The sequence below is a fragment of the Marinomonas sp. KMM3893 genome (genome assembly GCF_004352855.1).
GTDB classification, from domain to species: domain Bacteria; phylum Pseudomonadota; class Gammaproteobacteria; order Pseudomonadales; family Marinomonadaceae; genus Marinomonas; species Marinomonas arenicola.
On sequence record NZ_SJSC01000001.1, the window covers coordinates 184,520 to 201,811 of the forward strand.

At 47.8% G+C, this 17,292-nt stretch carries 16 protein-coding genes; 11 read left to right on the forward strand and 5 right to left on the reverse strand.

Translation table 11 applies throughout. From position 1 onward, the window contains the following. Positions 1 to 68 precede the first annotated feature (68 nt). From metG to E0D71_RS00915, 10 genes are all read left to right on the forward strand, one after another. A complete protein-coding gene (metG, locus tag E0D71_RS00870) occupies positions 69 to 2,120 on the forward strand; it encodes a methionine--tRNA ligase (protein WP_133001419.1) in 2,052 nt (683 codons plus the stop codon). A gap of 239 nt (positions 2,121 to 2,359) precedes the next feature. Beyond that, the gene (gene rsxA, locus E0D71_RS00875; protein WP_133001420.1) at positions 2,360 to 2,941 is read left to right on the forward strand and encodes an electron transport complex subunit RsxA; all 582 of its coding nucleotides are present in this window, start codon (positions 2,360 to 2,362) and stop codon (positions 2,939 to 2,941) included. A gap of 8 nt (positions 2,942 to 2,949) precedes the next feature. Further along, a complete protein-coding gene (gene rsxB / locus E0D71_RS00880) occupies positions 2,950 to 3,546 on the forward strand; it encodes an electron transport complex subunit RsxB (protein WP_133001421.1) in 597 nt (198 codons plus the stop codon). Beyond that, positions 3,546 to 6,431 carry an electron transport complex subunit RsxC gene (gene rsxC / locus E0D71_RS00885; protein ID WP_133001422.1) on the forward strand — a complete coding sequence of 962 codons (2,886 nt, stop codon included), beginning with the start codon at positions 3,546 to 3,548 and terminating at the stop codon, positions 6,429 to 6,431. The genes rsxB and rsxC overlap by 1 nt, the downstream gene beginning before the upstream one ends. Then, positions 6,432 to 7,490, forward strand: coding sequence for an electron transport complex subunit RsxD (gene rsxD, locus E0D71_RS00890; RefSeq protein WP_133001423.1), 1,059 nt, complete (start codon positions 6,432 to 6,434; stop codon positions 7,488 to 7,490). Continuing rightward, a complete protein-coding gene (gene rsxG, locus E0D71_RS00895; protein WP_133001424.1) occupies positions 7,490 to 8,107 on the forward strand; it encodes an electron transport complex subunit RsxG in 618 nt (205 codons plus the stop codon). Before rsxD ends, rsxG begins: the two co-directional genes overlap by 1 nt. Positions 8,108 to 8,116: 9 nt before the next feature. After that, positions 8,117 to 8,881, forward strand: coding sequence for an electron transport complex subunit E (locus E0D71_RS00900; RefSeq protein ID WP_133001425.1), 765 nt, complete (start codon positions 8,117 to 8,119; stop codon positions 8,879 to 8,881). Between the two features lie 43 nt (positions 8,882 to 8,924). After that, a complete protein-coding gene (gene nth / locus E0D71_RS00905) occupies positions 8,925 to 9,560 on the forward strand; it encodes an endonuclease III (RefSeq protein WP_133001426.1) in 636 nt (211 codons plus the stop codon). A gap of 134 nt (positions 9,561 to 9,694) precedes the next feature. Continuing rightward, entirely contained in the window at positions 9,695 to 11,032 is a 1,338-nt protein-coding gene (locus E0D71_RS00910) for an aspartate aminotransferase family protein (protein WP_133001427.1), read from the forward strand. Between the two features lie 209 nt (positions 11,033 to 11,241). After that, a complete protein-coding gene (locus E0D71_RS00915) occupies positions 11,242 to 11,562 on the forward strand; it encodes a hypothetical protein (RefSeq protein WP_133001428.1) in 321 nt (106 codons plus the stop codon). A gap of 113 nt (positions 11,563 to 11,675) precedes the next feature. Here the strand turns inward: E0D71_RS00915 and E0D71_RS00920 are convergent, their stop codons facing one another. The 5 genes from E0D71_RS00920 to E0D71_RS00940 all read right to left on the reverse strand — a co-directional run bounded on the left by E0D71_RS00920 (position 11,676) and on the right by E0D71_RS00940 (position 16,516). Then, positions 11,676 to 11,942, reverse strand: coding sequence for an RNA-binding protein (locus E0D71_RS00920; protein ID WP_133001429.1), 267 nt, complete (start codon positions 11,940 to 11,942; stop codon positions 11,676 to 11,678). Positions 11,943 to 12,070: 128 nt separating this feature from the next. Continuing rightward, positions 12,071 to 13,012 carry a nucleoside hydrolase gene (locus E0D71_RS00925; protein WP_133001430.1) on the reverse strand — a complete coding sequence of 314 codons (942 nt, stop codon included), beginning with the start codon at positions 13,010 to 13,012 and terminating at the stop codon, positions 12,071 to 12,073. Positions 13,013 to 13,033: 21 nt separating this feature from the next. Further along, a complete protein-coding gene (locus E0D71_RS00930) occupies positions 13,034 to 13,945 on the reverse strand; it encodes a ribokinase (RefSeq protein WP_133001431.1) in 912 nt (303 codons plus the stop codon). A gap of 243 nt (positions 13,946 to 14,188) precedes the next feature. Then, positions 14,189 to 15,418 (reverse strand): argininosuccinate synthase, encoded by a 1,230-nt coding sequence (locus tag E0D71_RS00935; protein WP_133001432.1) that lies wholly within the window; start codon positions 15,416 to 15,418, stop codon positions 14,189 to 14,191. A 210-nt stretch (positions 15,419 to 15,628) separates the two neighbouring features. Beyond that, the gene (locus E0D71_RS00940) at positions 15,629 to 16,516 is read right to left on the reverse strand and encodes an OmpA family protein (RefSeq protein WP_133001433.1); all 888 of its coding nucleotides are present in this window, start codon (positions 16,514 to 16,516) and stop codon (positions 15,629 to 15,631) included. Positions 16,517 to 16,610: 94 nt separating this feature from the next. Here E0D71_RS00940 and rnt point away from each other — a divergent pair, with 94 nt between their 5' ends. Next, the gene (rnt, locus tag E0D71_RS00945) at positions 16,611 to 17,279 is read left to right on the forward strand and encodes a ribonuclease T (protein ID WP_133001434.1); all 669 of its coding nucleotides are present in this window, start codon (positions 16,611 to 16,613) and stop codon (positions 17,277 to 17,279) included. The last annotated feature ends 13 nt before the right edge of the window (positions 17,280 to 17,292 follow it).

The following is a 17,292-nucleotide window of genomic DNA, read 5'->3' on the forward strand; positions in this document are numbered from 1 at the left end:
CGATATATCCAGCGATGCCTTCCTATTGATAGAATACTCGACCTTTTACTCCAGCAGGCTTATCACTAATGGCACAAACGCAACGCAAAATTTTAGTTACCAGCGCCCTTCCGTATGCAAATGGACCTATCCATTTAGGGCATATGCTGGAACACATCCAAACCGATATCTGGGTGCGTTTTCAGAAACTTCGCGGCCACCTTTGTACCGCTGTTTGTGCCGATGACGCACACGGCACCGCCATCATGATAAAAGCGGACCAACAAGGCATCACGTCAGAAGAGTTGATCGATGGTGTGCGCAAAGCCCACACCGCGGATTTTAACGATTTCTTGATTGGCTATGATAACTACTACTCGACTCACTCAGAAGAAAACCGTGAGATCTCCAATCGTATCTATAAGCTACTACGCGACAACGGTAAAATTGCCGTGCGTTCTATCGTGCAAGCGTACGACCCTGAAAAAGAGATGTTCCTAGCGGATCGTTTTATCAAGGGCACCTGCCCGAAATGTAAAGCGGAAGATCAGTACGGCGACAATTGTGAGGTCTGTTCTGCGACTTACACGCCAATGGAAATGATCGACCCACGCTCGGTTTACTCTGGCGCGACCCCTATTGAAAAAGAATCTGAGCATTACTTCTTTAAATTGCCAGACTTCCAAGACTTCCTAGCCAAATGGACCCGCAGCGGCACACTACAAGATCAAGTCGCTAATAAATTGGCTGAATGGCTAGAATCTGGTTTGAAAGAATGGGACATCAGTCGTGATGCGCCTTACTTCGGTTTTGAAATCCCAGACGCGCCAGGCAAATACTTCTACGTTTGGCTGGACGCCCCAATCGGCTACATGGCGAGTTTTAAAAATCTATGTGACCGCACCGAAGGTCTAAACTTCGACGATTACTGGGCGAAAAACTCCGACGCAGAGCTGTACCACTTTATCGGCAAAGACATCATCAATTTCCACGCCTTATTCTGGCCGGCAATATTGGAATGTTCAGGTTACCGCACACCAACAGGGGTCAATGCCCACGGTTATGTGACGGTCGATGGCACCAAGATGTCTAAATCCCGTGGTACCTTTATCATGGCGCGCACTTACTTAAACCATTTAGACCCGCAATACTTGCGTTACTACTTCGCCGCGAAGTTAAACTCAAGCGTCGATGACATCGATCTAAACCTGCAAGACTTCGTACAACGCGTGAACTCAGACGTGGTCGGCAAGGTGGTTAACATTGCCAGCCGTACCGCCAGCTTTATTAATAAGAAGTTCGATGGACAGCTTGCTAGCCAAATCAGCGAAGCGGAAATGATTCAGTCCTTCATTGACGCAGGTGATGTGATTGCTGAGCACTTTGAAGCCCGTGAGTATGGTAAAGCCGTGCGTGAAATCATGCGCTTAGCCGACGTAGCGAACACCTATATTGCCGACCAAGCACCTTGGGTATTAGCGAAAGACGAAGCCACGCTGCCAAAAGTACAAGAAGTCTGTACTGTCGCCCTGAATCTATTCAGCATTCTAGCGACCTACCTGAAACCCGTTTTACCAAACATGGTTGCAGACGCAGAAACCTTCCTTGGCAAAACGCTAACATGGGAAAATCGCAGCGAATTATTATTCGACCGCACCGTTAATACGTTTAAACCATTGATGGGGCGCATCGAACAGAAACAAATCGATGCCATGATCGAAGAAGGCAAAGAGGCCGCAGCAGAAGCCGCTAAAGCCAATGAGCCAGCCGCGGCGGTGACGGAAGAGACAGAACTAAGCAAAGAGCCAATCGAAGCGGAAATCCATTTTGATGACTTTGCTAAAGTGGATCTTCGCATCGCGCTGATCGCCAAAGCCGAGCACGTTGAAAAAGCCAATAAGCTCTTGAAACTGACGTTAGACCTTGGCGGTGAAACCCGCACCGTATTCTCTGGCATTAAGTCCGCTTACAAGCCAGAAGACCTTGAGGGCAAATTAACCGTGATGGTCGCGAACCTAGCGCCACGCAAAATGAAATTTGGCTTATCGGAAGGCATGGTTCTCGCTGCAGGACCTGGCAAAGACGAAATCTACTTGCTTGAGCCACACGCCGGAGCAAAACCTGGCCAACGTGTGATGTAAACACTTTTTATTAAAAGCCCGACAACTGGCTCTAAATAAGTAAAGCCAGTTGTCTCTTTTAGTATCATAAAGTGAGCTTATATAATCATAGCTTATTATCTATATTCTAAATTACACTAACCGAAGTAGCTATTTAGTCTTGTTAGTTATAAGCAGCTTGGTATAGTTACCGTCGCGCATGATACTCAATGAATGCGCGTCAACTTCTGTGAATTCATCGATTATATTTTGGACGTGAGATGACTGATTATCTCTTGATACTGGTCAGCACCATACTGGTTAACAACTTCGTATTGGTACAATTTTTAGGCCTCTGCCCCTTTATGGGCGTCTCTAGCAAACTAGAAACATCGATCGGCATGGCCTTAGCCACCACCTTTGTATTAACGCTTTCTAGCCTTTGTAGTTATCTCACTTACACCTATATTCTGCAGCCATTTGGCTTAGAATATTTGAAAACCATCTCTTTCATTTTGGTGATTGCTGTGGTGGTTCAATTTACCGAAATGGTGGTGCATAAAACCAGCCCTATTCTGTATCGCGTGCTGGGGATTTTCTTGCCCTTGATCACGACAAACTGTGCGGTTCTCGGTGTTGCCTTGCAAAATACCAGCAAGCAAAATGGCTTTGTAGAGTCCATCTTATATGGCTTTGGCGCCGCCGTAGGCTTCTCTTTTGTGTTGATCCTATTCTCCGCCATGCGTGAGCGCATTAATGTCGCTGACGTACCAGGCATATTCAAAGGCTCAGCCATAGGTATGATTACCGCTGGCCTGATGGCGTTAGCCTTCATGGGCTTTACTGGCCTAGTGCAAATTTAGGAGCCATTATGCTGACTGTCTTAGTTGCTGTCGGGATCTTATTGGTCCTATCGTTAATCTTCGGTGCCATCCTAGGTTACGCCAATGTGCGTTTCCACGTGGAAGGCGACCCTATCGTGGACCAAATCGACGCCATCTTGCCGCAAACCCAGTGCGGCCAATGTGGTCATCCGGGCTGTCGTCCATATGCTGAAGCCATTTCCAATGGTGAAGCCATCAACCATTGCCCGCCTGGTGGCCAAGCGACTATTCAAGCGCTGGCGGACTTATTGGATGTCGAAGCGATTCCTCTGGATGGCGATCACGGCACCGAAACCGCGAAACGCGTTGCTGTCATCCGCGAAGACGAATGCATTGGCTGCACAAAGTGCATTCAAGCGTGTCCTGTCGACGCCATTCTAGGTGCCGCAAAACAGATGCATACCGTGATTGCTGACGAATGCACTGGCTGTGACTTATGTGTAGAACCTTGCCCTGTAGATTGTATTGATATGGTAGAAGTAGGCGTTACCTCAAGAACATGGTCTTGGGAAAAACCCCAAGGCATTGCCGCGCAACCTGGTAGCATCATTGCGACTGACCGCCAAGCGGAGGTCGTGCACTAATGCAAACTGCGAGCGTCTTTTCCTTTCATGGTGGCATTCACCCACCGGAAAACAAAACACAATCATTACGACTGCCTCTTGGCCGCCCGAGCCTACCAACAGAACTGGTCTTGCCGCTTGGGCAACACATTGGCCAAAGCTCACGTCCATTGGTCAATATTGGCGACAAGGTACTTAAAGGCCAAACCATTGCCATTAACAATGGCTTTTTGAGCAGTTTTTTACACGCCCCTACTTCTGGCACGATCAAGGCAATCGAAGAACGCCCTATCGCACACCCTTCAGGTTTGAGCGACGTTTGCATTGTCATCGCCCCAGACGGCGAAGAAAAATGGAGCACTCTCACCCCACTGCAAGATTGGAACACCCTAAGTAAAACCGATGTGTTAGCCTATTTAGCAGAAATGGGCATTGTTGGCATGGGTGGCGCGGGCTTCCCAACCCAAGTGAAATTACAAGGTGCCCATAAGCACCCACTCACTCACTTTATTATCAATGCGGCAGAATGCGAACCTTACATCACGGCCGATGACATGCTGATCCGCGAGAAAACCATCGAGCTAGTGCTCGGCATTGAAGCGCTGCAACACCTTGTTGAAGCGGAACAAGTTATTATTGGCATTGAAGACAACAAACCCACTGCCATTGCAGCCTTAAACAAGGTATTAAGCGATCGCCTTAGCAACATTAAAGTCGCGGTTGTGCCAACCAAATACCCTTCTGGCGGTGAAAAACAGCTTATTCAACTGCTCACAGGCAAAGAAGTACCAAGCGGCCAATACCCTGCAGACATTGGCATATTGTGCCAAAACGTCGGCACCTGTGTCGCTGTACACGATGCGATTCACCTAGGCCAGCCGTTGATTTCTCGTTTCACCACACTCACCGGTGACGCGCTAAAAGCACCACAAAACGTTGAAGTGTTACTTGGCACCCCCATTCAGCATCTTTTGAATTACGCCGAAAACGACAGCAAAAAACTCAAACGACTGGTTATGGGCGGCCCTATGATGGGGTTCACCCTTGACTCGGCCAACGTGCCCATTGTTAAAACCAGTAACTGTGTGTTGGCGGCCAGCAAAAAAGAGTTACCACAACCTGCTCCAGAGCAAGCCTGCATTCGCTGCGGCATGTGTGAACAAGCGTGCCCCGCTAGCCTATTGCCTCAGCAATTACTTTGGTTCAGCAAAAGCCAAGAGCTTGAAAAAGCAGAACACTATAATCTGTTCGACTGCATTGAATGTGGCGCTTGTTCCTATGTTTGCCCAAGCAGCATCCCACTGGTTCAGTACTATCGCCATACTAAGAGCAGCATCCGCGAAGCGCGTGAAGCAGCGGTGAAATCCGACTTAGCGAAGCAACGTTTTGAAGCTCGCAAAGCTCGCCAAGATGCCGAAGCCGCAGAAAAAGAAGCGAAGCGTCTGGCTCGTCAAAAAGCCTCTGCCAGCAAATCGTCTGAGACGAAAAAAGTCGCCCCTAAAGCCGCGCCTGCTGCTGCCGCAACAACAGCAACCCCGGCTGGAGACGACAGTAAGAAGCTGAAGATTGACCTAGCGATCGCCAAAACCAAGCTGAAGAAACTGCAAAAGCAGCTCCTTGAAGCACAAGAAAACGAACACACAGAAGAAATTAACACCCTGCAACTGCAAACCAGCGCGCAAGAAAAAGCCGTTGCCTTGCTAGAAGAGCAATTGGCTAACGCGGTCGCATCGGCACCAGCGCCTGTGCCTAAAGCCCCTGCCAGCGACGAACTAAAAAAGGCTAAGGTGGATGTTGCACTGAGCGGCACCAAACTGAAGAAGGCCCAAAAACAACTGGCCGAATCGCCAGATGACGCCGAGTTACAAGCCAAGGTTGCAGGCTTTGAGAAAGAACTGGCCGACGCACAAGCTCGACTCAGCAAACTGTCTGCCGACGCGCCAGCCAGCAGCACAGCTGCAACCAGTGCTGCGCCAAAAGCCGCCGTCAGCGATGAACTGAAAAAAGCCAAAGTAGACGTCGCGCTATTGGGTGTGAAGCTGAAGAAAACACAAAAACAACTGGCTGAATCGCCAGATGACGCCGAGTTACAAGCCAAGGTTGCAGGCTTTGAAAAAGAGCTGAACGACGCGCAAGCACGCTTAGCGACGCTGACCGACCAAGCACCAGCGGCACAACCTGCTGCGGCCAATGCCGGTGACGAGCTTAAAAAACTCAAAATCGACACCGCCATCGCCAAAGCGGCGGTGAAAAAAGTGGAAAAAGCGCTGAAAAAAGCCGAGGACTTAAACTCCCCAGAACTGGACACCATTCGTCAGCAGCTTAAAGACGCACAACAACGCGCTGACGATCTTGAAAAGGCCTTGGCCAATCCAAATACCACGGCGCCCTCTGCGACACCAACGGCCTCCAGTGCACCAGCACCAAGCCAGCAGGCGAATGCAGACAAGCAACGTAAAATTGATCTGGCAATTGCCAAAGCGGCGGTGAAAAAAGCCGAAAAAGGCATCTTAGTTCTGCAAGAGCAGGGCCAGGACCAAGCTCAAATTGAGGCTTCAGGCTTACCTGACAAACTGAGTGCAGCACGTGCTAAGTTGGCCGATTTAGAAGCCAAGGGTGAGTCACCTGCCGCCACGCCAAACAACGCAGAAACCACTACGGCTGCGCCGGATGAGGCCGCCCTTAAAGCGGAACAAATCAAAAAACAAAAGATTGCGGCGGCATTGGCAAAAGCGCAAATCAACAAGTTGACCAAACGCTTAGCCGACTCACCACAAGACGCTGACAGCATTCAACTTGAAATCACCGCTGCCAAGCAAAAGCAACAAGACGCCGAAGCCCAATTGACTCAATTACAATTGGCTCAGGTCACTCCTTCGCAAGATAACACGCAAGAGAATCGTTAGATGGCATTATTGAGGGTTACATCCCCACACACACAACGCGCAGGGCGACGCACTTCTTGGGTCATGTTGATGGTGATACTCGCGACTGTCCCTGGGATCGCCGCGCAAACCTGGCTATTTGGCTGGGGCACCATTATCAATATCGTGATTGCCGGCATCGCCGCTTTATTGTCCGAAGCTTTGATTTTGTCAGTGCGCCGACGCGCCGTGGCCTTTTTCCTTAAGGATTACAGCGCCCTATTAACCGCGGTGTTACTCGGCATTGCACTGCCTCCTACAGTGGCATGGTGGGTAACAGTAACCGCCGTCGCTTTTGCGATTATTTTTGCCAAGCAACTGTATGGCGGTTTGGGCAACAACCCTTTCAATCCGGCCATGGTAGGTTACGCCATTGTACTGGTGTCCTTTCCTGTGCCAATGACCCAATGGGTCGGGGCTCACGAGTTGCTCGCATCTGGCGCCATTCCGACCTTTACTCAAAGCCTACAGGCTATTTTTCAGCACTTGCCGAACATTGATAGCTACACAATGGCAACGCCACTTGATGGCTTTAAGCACAAGAATGAACTCAGCAGTGCCGCGGCATTTAACACCATAGATGCGTTGCAAACCGCAAGCTTAAACAGCTGGCTATGGATCAATGGCGCTTACCTGTTGGGTGGCCTTATGTTGCTGTGGTTGCGCGTTATTACGTGGCACACTCCGGTCGCATTATTAGCCGCCTTAGCGGCGATTGCGGGCGCTTTTTACCTTATCGACCCAAACCATGCGGCAACCCCATTGTTCCACCTAACCACAGGTGCGGCCATGTTTGGTGCCTTCTTTATCGCCACAGACCCTGTGTCTTCTTGTACCAGTAACCGCGGAAAATTGGTTTATGGCGCCGGTATAGGCATTCTTATTTATATCATTCGCACTTGGGGTGGTTACCCTGACGGCGTTGCTTTTGGTGTCTTATTAATGAACTTCGCAGCCCCTTTGATCGACTATTACACGCAACCACGGACTTATGGCCATCAAAAAGCCAAAAAAGGCCTAAAAATCGGGGAGGACAACTAATGGATTTACTTGCCTCCATTCGCCGTAACAGTCTTGGTCTAGGTATTTTTGCGGTGCTGACCGCTGGGCTTATTGCCACCATCCATTTGGTCACTGAGCAAACCATTAAAGACAATGTGATTGCCGCTCAAGTGGCTGCGTTTAATGAGATCCTACCACCGGATCTGTATGACAATGACCTAACCCAATCCACGGCCATGATTCCGGCCGATCCATTATTGGGCAGTGTTGAGCCTTCTAAGATTTACATCGCGCGAAAAGACGGCCAAGTCAGCGCCATTATCTTCGATACGATAGCCCCAGGCGGTTACAATGGCAGCTTAGGCTTATTGGTCGCGATTGATAAAAACGGCGTTGTAACCGGCACCCGAGTCATTAGCCAGCAAGAAACCCCAGGGTTAGGCGACAAAGTCGACTTGAAAAAATCCAAATGGATTTTAGAATTCAACAACCGCTCAATTGGCAACCCTGATTTGGCTGGTTGGAATGTCAAAAAAGACGGTGGCGTTTTTGATCAATTCACAGGGGCAACCATAACGCCTCGCGCCGTGGTTAAAGGTGTACGACACACGCTTATTTACTTTAACAAACACAAAGACTCGCTGTTAGCGCGTTAGGATATTGTCATGAGTGCAGAAGATACATTAACGAGTGAAACCACGCAGGACACCCCTCCTAGCGCCAATTATTCTGAAATCATTTACAACGGGCTGTGGAAGAACAACCCCGCTTTAGTACAGCTACTCGGCCTTTGCCCTATGCTGGCGGTCACCAGTACTGTGGTCAATGCTCTAGGCCTTGGCTTAGCGACCATGGTGGTTTTGATCGGTTCTAATGTCGCGGTTTCTTTGATTCGAAACTACGTAGCGGACGCAGTACGCTTACCAGCGTTTGTGATGATCATTGCCTCATTTACCACCTGTATTGAATTAATCATGCAGGCTTACACTTATGAGCTGTATCAAATCTTAGGGATTTTCATCCCTCTGATCGTCACCAACTGTGCCATTCTTGGACGTGCAGACGCCTTTGCGAGCCGCAACCCTGTGCTGCCTTCCGCGCTCGATGGCATGATGATGGGGCTTGGCTTTACCTTTATTCTTGTGGTGCTTGGCGGCATGCGAGAACTAATCGGACAAGGCACCCTATTCTCTGACATGCAATTACTGTTTGGCGACATGGCTCTACATTGGAAAATAGTGGTATTTAGTGATTACCCCAATGTGTTGTTTGCTATGCTACCGCCTGGTGCCTTTATTGGTCTTGGCATTCTTATCGCCTTTAAAAACTACATGGATGAGCGCGAGAAGAAACGTTTAGCGGCGCAAAAAGCCCAACAGGGACCAGCAGAATCCAAACGTGTTCGAGTGACAGGTCAAACGGCCTCTTAATACGAGATTGAACGCATATATTTTATAACGACAGAGGCGAACCGTGAACAAAGAGAAACGCTACGAGATATTTTCTCGCCTACGGGCAGAAAACCCACATCCCGTGACGGAGCTGGAATACAGTTCGCCTTTTGAACTCTTAATTGCCGTGTTGTTTTCAGCACAAGCGACCGACGTGAGCGTGAACAAAGCCACCCGTAAGCTTTTTCCAGTGGCCAACACCCCAGAAGCCATGCTGGCGCTTGGGGTAGAGGGTTTAAAAAGCTACATCAAAACCATCGGCCTGTTTAACGCTAAGGCCGAAAATGCGATCAAAACCTGTCGCATCTTGGTCGAGCAGCACAACAGTGTTGTCCCCGACACACGAGAAGCCTTAGAAGCTCTACCTGGCGTTGGCCGCAAAACCGCGAACGTGGTACTCAACACCGCTTTTCGACAAATCGCCATGGCCGTAGACACGCATATTTTTCGCTTTAGCAATCGCACCAAGGTTGCCCCCGGAAAAAACGTATTAGAAGTTGAGCAGAAACTGCTGAAATTTGTACCTAAGGAATTTCTACTCGACGCTCATCACTGGATGATTCTTCACGGTCGTTATATTTGCGTGGCCAGAAAACCGAAATGCAACGCCTGCATTATCGAAGACCTATGCGAATTCAAAGAAAAAACCTCGGACTAGCAGCCTTAATCTTTGATTACTTTAGTTAACTAAACGCTAAAGTATGATTAATGAACATCAAATTTATTAAAACTTTCCTTAGCGGCATTCTCTTCTTATTGATCTGTTATTTACCCAATTAAGAGAGGATTGCCATGAGCCATATCGCGAAAACCCGACTCACCCAAGCTCAGCTTGATGCCCATTGGATGGCCTACTCAGGCAATCGTCAATTTAAAGCAGACCCTCGACTCATCGTCTCGGCCGAAGGCAGATATTATACTGACCTAGACGGCCGCAAAATTTTTGACGGGCTCTCAGGGTTATGGACATGCGGTTTAGGTCATAGCGTTCCTGCCATCAATGAAGCCGTCGCCAATCAAGTCAAAACTCTGGATTACTCGCCCGCGTTTCAATACGGCCATGAAAAGTCGTTTGAGCTGGCGGAAAAGATCACTCAATTTATGCCAAAAGGTCTGAATCGAGTCTTCTTCACAGGCTCAGGCTCAGAATCTGTGGACACTGCCCTCAAGATTGCTCGTGCTTATTGGCGTAAAAAAGGCAAAGGTACCAAGGTGAAATTCATCGGCCGCGCCAAAGGCTATCATGGCGCCAGCGTTTCTGGTTTTAGTGTAGGTGGCATCCCTGCCAACCGCACTCTGTATGGACAAGGCTTGGAATCCTATCACTTGCCACACACCCAAGTCCCTGGCACTGAATTCACCAAAGGCATGGCAGAGCAAGGCAAAGAGCGCGCCGAAGACCTTATTAACCTAATCACCATGCACGATGCTTCGAATATCGCGGCGGTAATAGTAGAACCTATGTCAGGCTCAGCGGGCGTGATTGTACCGCCTCAAGGCTACTTACAGCGATTGCGTGAAATTTGTGACCAGCACGACATCCTCTTGATTTTTGACGAAGTGATCACCGGCTTTGGCCGCATGGGCGCAAAAACCGGAGCGGAAGCCTTTAACGTCACTCCCGACGTGATTACGCTCGCCAAACAAGTCACCAACGGCGTTATTCCAATGGGGGCGGCGGTCTTTAAGCAAGAAATCTACGACACCTTCATGGACAATGGCGGCGCCGACTATATGCTAGAAGTGCCTCACGGCTACACCTATTCAGCTCACCCTATTGCCTGTGCTGCTGGCTTGGCCTCACTTGAAGAAATCCAACAGCAAAACCTGATTGAACGCGTCAAAGAAATGAGCCCGACGTGGGAAGAGTGTGTGCACCAGCTAAAAGACGTTAGCCCGATTATTACCGACATTCGTAACTATGGTTTCGCGGCTGGCATCACCATAGCAGCTGTCGATAATGAACCCGCTAAGCGCCCTTTCCAAATCGCCATGTCCATGTGGGATAAAGGCTATTATGTACGTTACGGAGCCGACACCATTCAACTGGCGCCACCTTTCACGACGGAAAAATCGGAGATGGACAGTTTGATTAACGCCCTAGGTGACTCTCTCAAAGAGCAACACTAACCTCTCAATAGAGCGCTTTATTGATGACCTATCACATCAATGAAGCGTTCTCACTTAATGCTCTGCCCTCTTGACATAAAGACACCGCATAAAAAGCCGACTTTTATCAATTTTTCTAGCATACTCCCTGTTTGAAACGCTTGTTTTCTCTATAATAGCCCGCACTGAATCGTTCATTTGGCGCTATCTGAAATGGATAAGAGACAACAATGAAAACACTAGCTTACGTTCGCTGCTTTTGGTCTGGTACTCTGTATTTAACCAATGGCTTAGCCATGCCCATTCATTGCACACATATTTCAGCACAGACTATTGAAGTGGAAGCACCTTCAGGGCTACAAGGCTCTAAGATGGTAAAGTTGGAATTGAATGCAATACACGAAGGAAACACCGCCCTAGTAAAAATCTTAGGGGACCCTATTTTGGACGTGTTCAACGAACACAATAAACACTACATCAAGCTGCAATTTCACTCGATCTCAGAAAAAGACCTCAGCTTTATCAAAACGTTCGTGGCAGCGCACGAATAGGACAAGACAATGTGATTACCCAGGACAACGGGTAATCACATTTCACTCAGTCATAGCGCATCATGCACAGCGACTCATGCACAATGACTGGGCGAGTCATTAAACAGCAAAAATTACTTTTCTGCTTTTTCGTCTGCGACTTTATCTTCGGCTTTTTTCACGCGGATTTTGTTGCCGTCTAGGTCGATGCCATTAAGCGCTTTAATCGCCACTTTTACTTCGCCTACTTTTGGCATTTCAATAAACGCAAAACCTTTCGATTCGCCCGTTTCTTTGTCCATCACCAAGGTACAAGATTGCAAGGTACCGTGAGCAGAAAATAGTTTATGCAGTTCTTCTTCTGTGGTGTTACGCGCTAGGTTTCGTACTAAAATTTTCATAGGTTTCTCATCTTTATGTAATCTGTCTTTCAATGACGCAAGGTTAACACGCCAGAGAGAAGAGCGAGCAATAAAAAAGGCACGAGAAGGGCTTCCCATGCCTTTTTCTTATTCTTAAAACACCTGAATTAAGAAAGTGTTGTTTCAAATAACGTCAGTAGGCGGTCGCTGTCTACTTCCATGCAGACTTGCGTCATTGGCACATCGTTCCAATGCGGTTCTGGAAACGTCATCCCTTGTGGCGCAAAAATAGTTTGGCCAATACCAATGCCTTCACACGCCACTCGCACGGCCCCTAATTCAACCCCAAAAATGCTTGGGTCCATAGCGTAAGCGATGGTTGAAGCATCGTGGAAATAACAGCCATTCATATCAAAACGGCTGCTGTAGAAATTAATGTAATGCTGAGCACAATCGTAAAGGAACCCCCCTTCTTCTGGGTTAGCCTGTTTAATACGCTCTAACACAGTATTATCAAGCAACACTTGGTGCGTGACATCAAGGCCTATCATGGTCACTTGCCAAGCCGCGGTAAAGACAGCATCTGCGGCGTGTGGGTCATTCATAATATTGGCTTCAGCAACGGGGGACACATTGCCGTATTCAATGGCAGTGCCGCCCATTAGAATCACTTCGTCGACAAGATTCGCCACTTCTGGATCAAGCTCTAGCGCTTTGGCAAGGTTACCCAACGGCCCCAAGGCAATAATGGTCACTTCACCTGGGTAGGCTCGTACCGTATCGACAATAAACTGAGCCGCGCTTTTATCAATCGCTTTGCCCTTTGGCGCAGGCCAATTAATGTTACCAAAGCCATCTGCACCATGAACGAAGTCTGGGTGTGGGCGTGGCGCAATCGTAAACGGAACGGCAACGCCTTGTGCAACGGGCACATCGACTTTCGCAATTTCGGTCAAGGTAATGGCATTTTGTGTCGCCAATTCAACCGGCACATTACCAAAGGTTGTGGTCAACCCCAGCACATCTAATTGTGGTGCTTGAAAGGCAAAAAAGATCGCCATAGCATCATCAATGCCGGGATCTGTATCAATAATAATTTTACGAGCCATATTCGACTTCCTCTTTATAAACTAAGCCTGTTTGGCTAAAAATTCTGTAACGTCGGCACTGCTTGGAATGGCGGATGCCGCACCCATTTTGGTAACACAAAGCGCAGAGGCCGCACAGGCACGCTTTAGTGCGACTGTCATGTCTTCGTTATTCATTAATGAAGACAAGCAATAACCAATAAAGGTATCCCCTGCCGCCGTGGTGTCTACCGCTTCCACAGAAAAGGCCTCGACAAAAAGGCTCTCCATTCGCTGACCCGCTTCTTGCTTTGGAAAATACCGCACTCCCGCTTTGCCCAAGGTCATCAATACGGATAAGTCTGGGTAGGCTGTGGGCAAGGTTTGGCTTGCGGTTTCAATATCACAGACGCCAAGAAGGTCCATGGCTTCCACTTCATTCACAATCAGTAGATCAACCGATGGCAATACTTTTTTGGTCAATTCTGCGTCCATTGGCGCTGGGTTAAACGCCACTTTTAGTCCATGAGCCTGCGCTTGCTTCATGGTGTATTCGATTTGATTGGTTTCGTTTTGCAACAACACCCAATCTCCAGCGTTGGCTTGGGTTAGCACGTCATCAACCTGCTCTGACGTCAATGCGTGGTTAGCACCTTGAAACAGTATGATGGCGTTTTCTGCTTCTGCATTTAACTGAATAATGGCGTGGCCGGTAGGAACATCCATTGTCGCAATGAGCTTGGTGTCCACACCCAAGGCAGACAATTGATCCAATACCGCTTGATCACTGTGATGTATCGCCCCTACGTGCTTTACCTCTGCTCCTGCTTTGGCCAAAGCGACGGATTGGTTCGCGCCTTTTCCACCCAATAAACACTGATAGCTTTTCGATGCCATGGTTTCACCAGGACGCACGAAATGATCCACCTGATAAAGGTGATCTAAATTAATCGAACCAAAGTTATAAATTGTCATAATTACTCTTCTTTTAAGATAACGCCCACACCCCATACTTAGCGGCGACAACGCACTCAAGAATACACTCGCTATCGATGCAGAATGAAAACGACAGCATGAAAAACCAATCGTTAATCAAAACATTTTTTTTCGTTTATTCAAATAGAAAAATATCTGACCGATTGTAAAAACTTCGATGAAAAGATAAAAAAAACGCCTCATCTGGTTAAAAATGAGGCGTTTTTTAGAAAAAGGACGCTGTTACTTTTTATCTAAAAAGCCACGGCCTTTTTGAGCGGCAATGCGCATGCGCAAAGCATTCAATTTGATGAAGCCTGCTGCGTCTTTTTGATCGTAAGCACCCGCATCGTCTTCGAAAGTCGCAATAGAGCTATCGAACAAGCTGTTTGGAGATTGACGACCAACCACTGTAATGTTGCCTTTGTAAAGCTTAAGACGAACAGTACCGCTAACGTGCTCTTGTGATGTATCGATCAAGGCTTGCATCATACGACGCTCTTCTGACCACCAAAAACCGTTGTAGATGATTTTTGCGTAACGCGGCATCATCTCATCTTTCAAATGCATCGCTTCACGATCCAAGGTGATAGATTCAATCGCGCGATGCGCCTTCATCATGATGGTGCCGCCAGGTGTTTCGTAACAACCACGCGCTTTCATACCAACAAAACGGTTTTCTACGATATCAACACGGCCAATACCATTCGCGCCACCAATCTTGTTCAATGTTTCCAAGATAGTCGCTGGTGACATGGCTTCACCGTTAATAGAAACTGGGTCGCCTTTTTCGTAACCGATTTCGATGTATGTCGCTTCGTTTGGCGCGTCTTCTGGAGACACAGACCAACGCCACATGTCGTCTTCTGGCTCAGTCCACGGATCTTCTAACTGGTCACCTTCAAAAGAGATGTGCAGTAAGTTGGCATCCATAGAGTAAGGTGATTTTTTCTTCTTAGTTGAGAAATCAACTGGGATTTTGTGTTTTTCACAGTACGCCATCAAGGTTTCACGGGACGTAAGATCCCATTCACGCCAAGGAGCGATCACTTTAACGCCTGGTTTTAGCGCGTAAGCACCCAACTCAAAACGTACTTGGTCGTTACCTTTACCGGTTGCGCCGTGTGAAATGGCATCAGCACCGGTTTCGTTTGCGATTTCGATCAAACGTTTCGCAATCAAAGGACGAGCGATAGACGTACCTAGTAGGTATTCGCCTTCATAAATAGTGTTAGCGCGGAACATTGGGAATACGAAGTCGCGGACAAACTCTTCGCGTAAATCTTCGATGTAGATTTCCTTAATACCCAACGCTTGAGCTTTCGCGCGAGCTGGTTCAACTTCTTCACCCTGACCCAAATCAGCGGTAAAGGTAACCACTTCACAATTATACTCTTCTTGAAGCCACTTCACGATTACGGAAGTATCCAGGCCGCCAGAATAGGCAAGCACTACCTTCTTCACGTCAGACATTATCTCTATTCTCCTCAACGAGATCGCGCTCCCACACCAATACTTTAAAACCAGTACATGGCGGCGCAAATAAATTAAAAAAAGGGGCGTTTAGTTTAAGATTTCGCCCCTTTCATAGCAAGCAAAAAGCCCCTAACCATGAGGATAATTGCATGATTACAGGGGCTTTCTGGTATTTATACGGATTGTGGCTAGCGTCAAGCCTTGCTCTTAGCTGTCATTGATTTTTTCTAAACGAATTGTGACACGTCGATTTCGGTCCCGACCTTTAGCCGAATTGTTGCTTACTGCAGGATAACGATCCCCATGATAACGTGAAATGATCTTATCCACGGGCACGCCTTTTTTCAGCAAATAGGCGGTGACCTTTTCGGCTCTTTCCTTGGACAGCTCACGGTTATCACGACGCGATCCTATATTATCCGAGTGACCGTCAATGTAAATGTATTGCACTGTTGGGTCATTGGACACATACAGCGCCACCAAATCTAAACGTCGCTTTGTACCCTCGGTTAAGTCCGCATGACCAGTCGGAAACAAGGCTGCCGTTCGCGCAATTTGATCATAATTCACCGGCAACAAGGACGACAAACAACGGCGAAATTCATTATAAGCAGGCGCAAAATTAATATTCGATAAACTCACCTCAACGGTTTCCCGTCGATTTTCCCAAGCAGTACCAGCCACCGCAGGCTGTCGCCCTCGATCCAAACTGGTGAGCATTTTTTCTGCAACGCGTCCTCCGACTTCCACCGTTAGACCATAACCTGGGTAAGGCAATATATCGAGCGTCTCTGGCTTGATACCAGGCGACCAGTTAGGAGCTTGAGAAATAATATAGACCTGACCTGGACCTAGCTTTTCATTTTCTGGCTTGAGCACAAACTTCATCGGCTCACCGGCTTCTTTGATAAAATGCCCTTCCCCATAGTTAGGCACCGGATGCGTCAAACTGCAGGAAAAAATATTCCCTGATAAAAGCCACTTTGAATCCGTTATATCCGACTGGTAATGGGTCAATGCACTCGCCTGACTAACAGGCAAAAGAGTCCCTAAGACAAAAAAACTACGAATTATCAGTTGTTGGGTAATTCCCATTTAGAGATCTCGTTCAAGCATTATCAATTGTGTTATCATCCGATCCTATCTACCTAGTCATTCCTGAGCAAGTGGCAGAATTAAGGACCTTCTTTTGTCAAACCATGAAATCAAAGATCGATTCCGCGGCTTCCTACCGATTGTTATCGACGTAGAAACCGCAGGCTTTAATCAAAAAACCGATGCATTACTAGAAATCGCCGCGAGCATCCTCAGAATGGATGAAAATGGCGACCTTTTTATTCACGAAACCTTGGAGTTTCTGGTCAAACCTTTTGAAGGCGCAAACCTAGAAAAAGCCGCCTTGGATTTTACCGGTATAGACCCATTTGATCCAGAAAGAGCGCACATTGAAGAAAGTGATGCTATCACGCAAATCTTCACTAAAGTACGCAAAGAATTAAAATCGGTTGGTTGTAAACGCGCTATTCTAGTGGGTCACAACGCTGCTTTCGATCATGGCTTTTTAAATGCGGCCATTGAACGTGCGGACATAAAGCGCAACCCATTCCACCCCTTCTCCAGTTTTGACACCGCCAGCCTAGCCGGCTTGGTATTCGGTCAAACCGTGTTGGCAAAAGCCTGTGAAGCGGCGGCGATTCCGTTCAGTAATGCAGAAGCGCATTCAGCAAAATACGACACGGAAAAAACCGCAGAATTATTTTGTGAAATGGTAAATCGCTTGAAACGTTTAGGCGGTTGGCCCCTCGTTGAGCCTGAAATGGAAGAGTCCATGGAGGCGATTTTTAACGCGGGCAAATAACGCAAAATATCTT

Bases quoted from the DNA above. Each gene is read 5' to 3' on its own strand.
- metG (WP_133001419.1), top strand. From the start codon at position 69: ATGGCACAAACGCAACGCAAAATTTTAGTTACCAGCGCCCTTCCGTAT.
- rsxA (WP_133001420.1), top strand. From the start codon at position 2,360: ATGACTGATTATCTCTTGATACTGGTCAGCACCATACTGGTTAACAAC.
- rsxB (WP_133001421.1), top strand. From the start codon at position 2,950: ATGCTGACTGTCTTAGTTGCTGTCGGGATCTTATTGGTCCTATCGTTA.
- rsxC (WP_133001422.1), top strand. From the start codon at position 3,546: ATGCAAACTGCGAGCGTCTTTTCCTTTCATGGTGGCATTCACCCACCG.
- rsxD (WP_133001423.1), top strand. From the start codon at position 6,432: ATGGCATTATTGAGGGTTACATCCCCACACACACAACGCGCAGGGCGA.
- rsxG (WP_133001424.1), top strand. From the start codon at position 7,490: ATGGATTTACTTGCCTCCATTCGCCGTAACAGTCTTGGTCTAGGTATT.
- E0D71_RS00900 (WP_133001425.1), top strand. From the start codon at position 8,117: ATGAGTGCAGAAGATACATTAACGAGTGAAACCACGCAGGACACCCCT.
- E0D71_RS00910 (WP_133001427.1), top strand. From the start codon at position 9,695: ATGAGCCATATCGCGAAAACCCGACTCACCCAAGCTCAGCTTGATGCC.
- E0D71_RS00915 (WP_133001428.1), top strand. From the start codon at position 11,242: ATGAAAACACTAGCTTACGTTCGCTGCTTTTGGTCTGGTACTCTGTAT.
- E0D71_RS00920 (WP_133001429.1), bottom strand. From the start codon at position 11,942: ATGAAAATTTTAGTACGAAACCTAGCGCGTAACACCACAGAAGAAGAA.
- E0D71_RS00925 (WP_133001430.1), bottom strand. From the start codon at position 13,012: ATGGCTCGTAAAATTATTATTGATACAGATCCCGGCATTGATGATGCT.
- E0D71_RS00930 (WP_133001431.1), bottom strand. From the start codon at position 13,945: ATGACAATTTATAACTTTGGTTCGATTAATTTAGATCACCTTTATCAG.
- E0D71_RS00935 (WP_133001432.1), bottom strand. From the start codon at position 15,418: ATGTCTGACGTGAAGAAGGTAGTGCTTGCCTATTCTGGCGGCCTGGAT.
- E0D71_RS00940 (WP_133001433.1), bottom strand. From the start codon at position 16,516: ATGGGAATTACCCAACAACTGATAATTCGTAGTTTTTTTGTCTTAGGG.